The organism is Salinivibrio sp. IB872 (genome assembly GCF_001995345.1).
GTDB lineage: Bacteria > Pseudomonadota > Gammaproteobacteria > Enterobacterales > Vibrionaceae > Salinivibrio > Salinivibrio proteolyticus.
The window spans coordinates 104,246-110,462 of record NZ_MUFO01000012.1 but is presented as its reverse complement, the minus strand read 5'-3'; the positions used below and the strand labels follow the sequence as shown (position 1 = coordinate 110,462).

Genomic DNA, 6,217 nt, shown 5'->3' with positions numbered 1-6,217 from the left:
TCAGATATTAGCTTGTCACCAAAACAATAATTTGTGAGCACATAAATCATTATGGGAAAGGGCGTCATATGGTTGTTATGAAGAATATCGAAGGAGAAAAAACGTATTCATTTAACCTAGCTTCAGGTGCTTACTATGCCTGAGTACGGTTGGGATAATTCTCTAAGTGAAGGAGAAACAATTAGGCGAGTATCTAACCTTGTTGCCAAGGGCGAGCTAAAAAACGCTATAGCGCTGCTCGAGCAAGCGCTGGTCAGTCACTCTCATTCTGAAAAGATCCGGAAGGTGTTGAGTGAACTGTATATTCGAGTAGGGGAACTGGTAGAAGCCAGACAGACCCAAGAATCACTATTTGCGAATACTCTCAAAATGGGTGTGAACTCCGATTTTCCCGATAATAATGACTTCGCATTTTTAGAGGAACAGTCCCGTAAACTGAGTGAAGAAGAATATCATTTCGACCAACCAAAGGTTTTACAACCATTGATATCTAAGTCAAGGCTAAGACTAAAAAGTAGCGCACAAGAACAAACGAAAACAGAATTGAATAAGGTTAACATCCTATACAAATCGCGTGAAAGCGTTGAGCAAACATTCTCGCGAGAAAGAGAAGAAGCTGAAATACAAGGCACACAGCCGCTATCCGAGACGCAGAGTACCTATGACAATCAACAGAAAGCCACGGATGACTATTCCAAATGTCATAAAGCTCAAGTAGATGACAATCATGCAGTAACCGAAAAATCATCGATATCGTTAGCTGCGGATGATTCTGAAAAAAAGCATAATAAGCGAAGAACGCTTAGCCTCAAGCCGACTTTTAAGAATGAGCGGGAATGTAAAACGCCTGATGTCACAATTATCTATAAATCAGGAACAGAAAAACCGGCTTCAAGTCCACTTAGTAATACAGAAGAGAATGAGCGAGGCACTGATGGTGCGAAGCAAAAAGCGGTAGAATGGAATTCGGCAACGCCGAAAATGGTGATAGCAGAATCGCAAGCCAGTGACATCTTAAATGCCAATGATGAGAATCAGGAATCATACACTGAATCCGTTAGTCCAACGCTATATACTGAGGCCATTGACATAAATGAACTTAAATTGGACGAGGATGATTTTGACTTTCTCTCTGTATATGTGGACGAGCAAGACACTGAGGGTGCGGAAGAAAGCAGTTTTGGACCTGCGCTATTTGACCTTGATGATGGGAATGAAAGTTTTGCTTTTGATGACAATGAAGCGGCACTTTATGACTTCTGGGATGATGAAAGTGAAGAGTTGCAAGAGGAAAGTACTGAGAATACTGCGTTTCTCGATAATAAGTTAAGCAGAGAGGAGCGGGCGCGAATTGTTGCGGCAGATTGTATTATGGAGTTTGATTGGCACGCCAAGCAATTACCTTTTGTAATCGAAGTTTTCTCTACGCTGGGTTGGAGTAGCGCGAAAATAGCGTTAGCGCGAGAAGTGCAATCAGGCACGACAGTAGCAGAATTAGAGTTGGCTTTTGCCGTCAAAAAGCTGTGGCAGGACTCATCGAGGTACTGGATCACATTTTCCAAAGTACGGGCGCCGGGAGAAAGTACAGATGCTACTTACCGACACTGTAGCTGGAAACAAGCACTTCATTTGATACGGCTATTTGAACAACTGCCTACGTTAGATGAAATTTATGACTTTTTAGAACGCGAGTTCGACCGGTGGTATCACAATCGAGTGTTACGATCTTGCTTCCCCGCATTTAATAAATACTTGTTTTTATATCGATTAAACAGCCGAAATGAAATTAGCACCCACCATGGTTTTGGTTTGCCAGATGAACAGGACGGGCTTGATGCACAATGCTTTTCTCACGAACTTAGCAATCCGATGATGAAACTAAATGCCCTAGGGATTGATTTGGTATCTAAATATACAACCAGAAGCTGTTAAGCCATTGAACTGTAAATCAATGGATTCATTTTGGCACCGCTCAGAGCTACTGATAAATCAGGTAAAGGAAAGGCCGAATAATGCGAGATCAAAAACGTCTGAAACCAGTCAACCGGTGTTGGGTAAAACACGAGAGATTTGGTGTAGGCATGGTGCTAAACGTCATGGAGGGCGTCGATGGCATGACGTTAAAAGTGAATTGGAAAGACTGCTCACAGTGCTCACCGATTGTTCGTTTGGAATCAGTCACCTCTGGCTTTATGGTTGGTATGGAAGTGAAACATGTTCCCATATCAAAGGCAGAAAAGTCTCTGGGCGAGGGAATAGTGCTCAAGACGCGGGAAGTTGCAGGATATCATCAGGTATTGGTTGATTTTTCTGATAGAGGAGAAACCCGCTGGCTGCCGTTTGAGAGACTCGCTTGGGTAAAAGGAGTAAAACACCGTTTCTGTACCAATGATTTTGGTGATGAAACTTCACCGCAGAAATTTAGGTTGAAAGTACTTGCCCATGCGATTGAAAACTGGAATGAAAACACCGGTTCATTATCGCGATTGGATATCGATCCTTTGCCGCATCAAGTCCACTTGGTTCACCATATTCTCGCGTCAGGCCACCTCAATTGGTTGATTGCTGATGATGTCGGCCTCGGTAAAACAATTGAAACAGGTCTGCTACTCAAGGCCCTTAAACAAAGAGGGCAAGCCGAACGAGTGTTGTTAATAACACCTGCTGGATTAACTGCTCAATGGAAGGAAGAACTCCACAATAAATTTGGTTTGAGTGAGTTCCGGATCTACGGGGAAAATTTCCATATTGAGGAAGATCGCGAATGGGGCATGTACAAGCATGTCATCGGCTCGATTGACCGCTTTAAGGATGAGAGTCATATGGAAACACTGTTGCGAGCTGACAATTGGGACTTGGTCATCTTTGACGAAGCCCATCGTTTAAGTAGACGACAATACGGCCTTAAGTTTGATGCATCACAGCGATTTCAGCTAGCAAATTATCTGAGAGCAAAGACCAAAGCTATGGTGCTACTGAGTGCAACGCCGCATCAGGGGAAACCTGATAAGTTCCAAAGCTTGTTAATGCTGCTTAACCCAGAGTGTAAGGAAGAGATCCAAACATTAGCGCTCAACCCTGAAATTCTCTCGGAAATGATGATCCGTAATAACAAATCCGATGTGACCGATTTAGAAGGGAATTTCATTTTCAAAGGTAAAACTACGAGGGCCATAAGAGTGTCTCAGGATGAGGCAATGAAAGAATTTGATAAATCTCTTCAGTCTTACCTTCGCCGAGGATATCTGACTGCCAGTGAAATGGGACAGACCGGTAATGCGATTGGGTTTGTTATGACCGTGTATCGCAAATTAGCCGCGTCAAGTGCCAGAGCCATTAATAGGGCCCTTCACAACCGCAAATTGCGCTTATTACAGAAAGCGGAATCAGTTGTGTCACATAGTCTAGAAGGACAGGATGAGCGCTATGTGGGTGAAGTTGAAGAGCATCAGTTAGAAGTGATTCGTGGTAAAGAATTCTTTGAAGGTGAATTGGAGCAGCTTGAAGTGTTGATCGCCGAGAGTGAACAAGTGCTTAAGCATGATCCTAAGTTGAAAAAGTTCTTAAATGAATTGATACCATCGATCCTCGACAGTCATAACTCTGAGAAAGTGCTTATCTTTACGGAATATCGGTCTACTCAAGAGTACTTAAAAGAAGCATTAGAAAAGCAATTTGGCATCGGCAGCGTTGATCTAATCAATGGTTCGATGAAGCATCGGGAACGCAAGACAGCAATACGAAATTTCGAAGAAAGTGGACAGTTTCTAATATCGACGGAAGCCGGTGGTGAGGGTATCAACTTACAGGATAAGTGCCATATCATGGTCAATTATGACCTGCCATGGAACCCTATGCGACTTGTTCAGCGTATTGGCCGGCTGTACCGCTATGGACAGAAACATCGAGTAGTTGTGTTTAATCTTTATTCGCCCGATTCAATGGATGATCAGATTATCGAGCTTATGCATGAGCGTATTGACCAGGTTGTTGGCGACCTCGCATCCGTCAGTGGTGAATTCAATGAACGGCTCGGCGAAGACATTATGGGTGAGGTTGCTGACTTAGTCGATGTGGAAGGCATCCTCCAAGAGGCGACAAGCGAGGGAATTACACGCACCAGAGAACGCATTGAAGAGGCTTTGGAGAAAGCTAAAAATGCGGCCAGTAAGCAACGTGAACTCTTCGAATACGCAGCTGGCTTTGATCCCAATGAGGCTAAAGATGAACTAAATATCACATCTGAGCACGTCAAATCTTTCGTTGCAGGCATGTTCAAATTACTAGATATCGAAGTCGTCGACAAAACCCACAAAGATCTCATTTGGCAAATACGGCTTCCCGATGAAGTAGCTATGGAGCTGGGTGTTAGACGAACTCGTTGGGAAGTGACTTTTGATCGTATGCTGCACAGTCAGAGAGAGGCATGTGAGATGATGGATTTAGATAACTTCATCTTCAAGTTCTTGCTCTCGAAAGCGAAGTCTTACGAGTTTGGCGGGTTAACAGCATCTGTGGCAGGGGGAGAATCGCTCGAAGGCGCTGTGATTTGCTCGTATTTAAGGTGGCAAAATGCCCAGGGTATGCGGCAGCGACAAGAGCTAGTAGCTGTTCAAGTGCGTGAAAAACAGATCGTACTAAATTCTCAGGCATTCTCACACTGGCTCAGTACCGAAATCCCCGACGTGAGAGAAAACTGCTTCCCACAATTAAAGGAGTTTTTTGTCACTAACGAGGCCAAATGCGCGGATATGTTAAAGGACAAATCAAACCAGTTACTCCATCCACAGGGCGTGTATCCGATAGCAGGGGCCGTATTTACCAACGATCTTTAAATCATCTTGATTTCTATGAAGTAAATTTACCTGCATGCACATTGGTAGAAGGTTTCAAACTCATTCATTCGGATTTACAAATAGAAATCGAGGCTGTCATAGCATTATATCTCGTTCCCACGCTCCTGCGTGGGAACGCATATCTAGCTCTTGCTATCATGCAAACGCAAATAGCACCGTACCTAGTATAACATTATGCTGCCTAGGGCATTGAACTGGCTGTTCGCTACAGATATTGACGCTGTCCGCTAGTGTTAGAACAGAGGTCAAGTGCAGATCGGTGATTTTGTGGCGAACTCTGCCTATGATTCAAAATCTTTATACATTCCCAMGCAGGAGCGTGGGAACGAGTTAGGGCTCTACATAAAGTCCTTAAATATCTAGAGGATAAGCATGGACTTAAACTAACAAAAACATAACAAGCGCATGTTGTCGGGTTGGTTATTCGCTGCGCTCCAAATCAGCCGAAAATTCGGGCGTTAGGAAAACAGAGAGAATATGAACAGAAAAATACAGAATCGAATAGAAAAAAATGAGATGATACTTTCTAGTATCGTAAACACCTACTTTCAAGCTGATCAAAGTCAGAAGTTGTTCGGACAATTATTAAACAATCCTGGTTTGCTTGCTCGTTGGGATGGTTCGTACGCAGCAAGTGGGGCCAGCAGTATTCGATTTTCGTTATATATGTACGTGTTGTCAGAAATGCGTGCAATCTTATTCGACACACACGAAAAAGTAGCAAGCATTCATAATGTTCTAAAGACCCTTAAAGATGAAAAATTTTTAACTCAATTAAGAAAATGGTTTTGTGACACAAGCCAAAAGGAAATCTTTTCATTTGACGGAAGTTTGTCCGAGGAAACAAAAAATCACTTCCGTGCGGAGGATAGCAAGTCGAAGGCTATTTGGTTTGAGAAACTGCTTGAGCAAGCAACTACGAATTATGAAGCACTGCTTACATCTGAAATTGGTTCACGTGTAAATAACGCTCGAAATAAAATGATATCCCATAAAGAGTTTCGATCTGTTGAAGGTGCGGGGCGAAGATTGTTCGAAGCCAATGACTTCGATTTAGTTTACTCTGACGCAAAAGATATTATTGAAATGTCGCATGATATCATTTTTCCATTGTATAGCCTGTTTACTAAGTCTCACTTTGATAGTAAACACTCAATGGAGCATCATGAAATCGTTGCCAAAGAGTTTTGGGCGAAATAGCATTGCCTAACAATGCGGTTTAGACTGCGTGCCGATGGAAAAACCACTCTAAACACAACATAGATAATAGGGAGCAAGGATGACTGACGTTTTATCACTCGTTTCAATCGGGTTCGCATTTTTTGTTGTTGCGGTCTCCCCGGGGCCGGCGAATATCTCCA

General features: G+C 43.1%; 3 protein-coding genes and 1 pseudogene. All 4 read left to right on the top strand.

The features are described 5' to 3' along the window. Positions 1-135 precede the first annotated feature (135 nt). The 4 genes and pseudogenes from BZJ18_RS07250 to BZJ18_RS07235 all read left to right on the top strand — a co-directional run bounded on the left by BZJ18_RS07250 (position 136) and on the right by BZJ18_RS07235 (position 6,056). Entirely contained in the window at positions 136-1,932 is a 1,797-nt protein-coding gene (locus tag BZJ18_RS07250) for a tetratricopeptide repeat protein (RefSeq protein WP_131825270.1), read from the top strand. 80 nt (positions 1,933-2,012) lie between these two features. Continuing rightward, on the top strand, positions 2,013-4,835 hold the full coding sequence (locus BZJ18_RS07245; protein ID WP_077455914.1) for a DEAD/DEAH box helicase: 2,823 nt from the start codon (positions 2,013-2,015) through the stop codon (positions 4,833-4,835). A gap of 8 nt (positions 4,836-4,843) precedes the next feature. Continuing rightward, positions 4,844-4,939, top strand: a pseudogene (locus BZJ18_RS17555) (RidA family protein); the annotation flags it as partial. 394 nt (positions 4,940-5,333) lie between these two features. Further along, a complete protein-coding gene (locus BZJ18_RS07235) occupies positions 5,334-6,056 on the top strand; it encodes an AbiU2 domain-containing protein (RefSeq protein WP_077455912.1) in 723 nt (240 codons plus the stop codon). Positions 6,057-6,217: the final 161 nt, after the last annotated feature.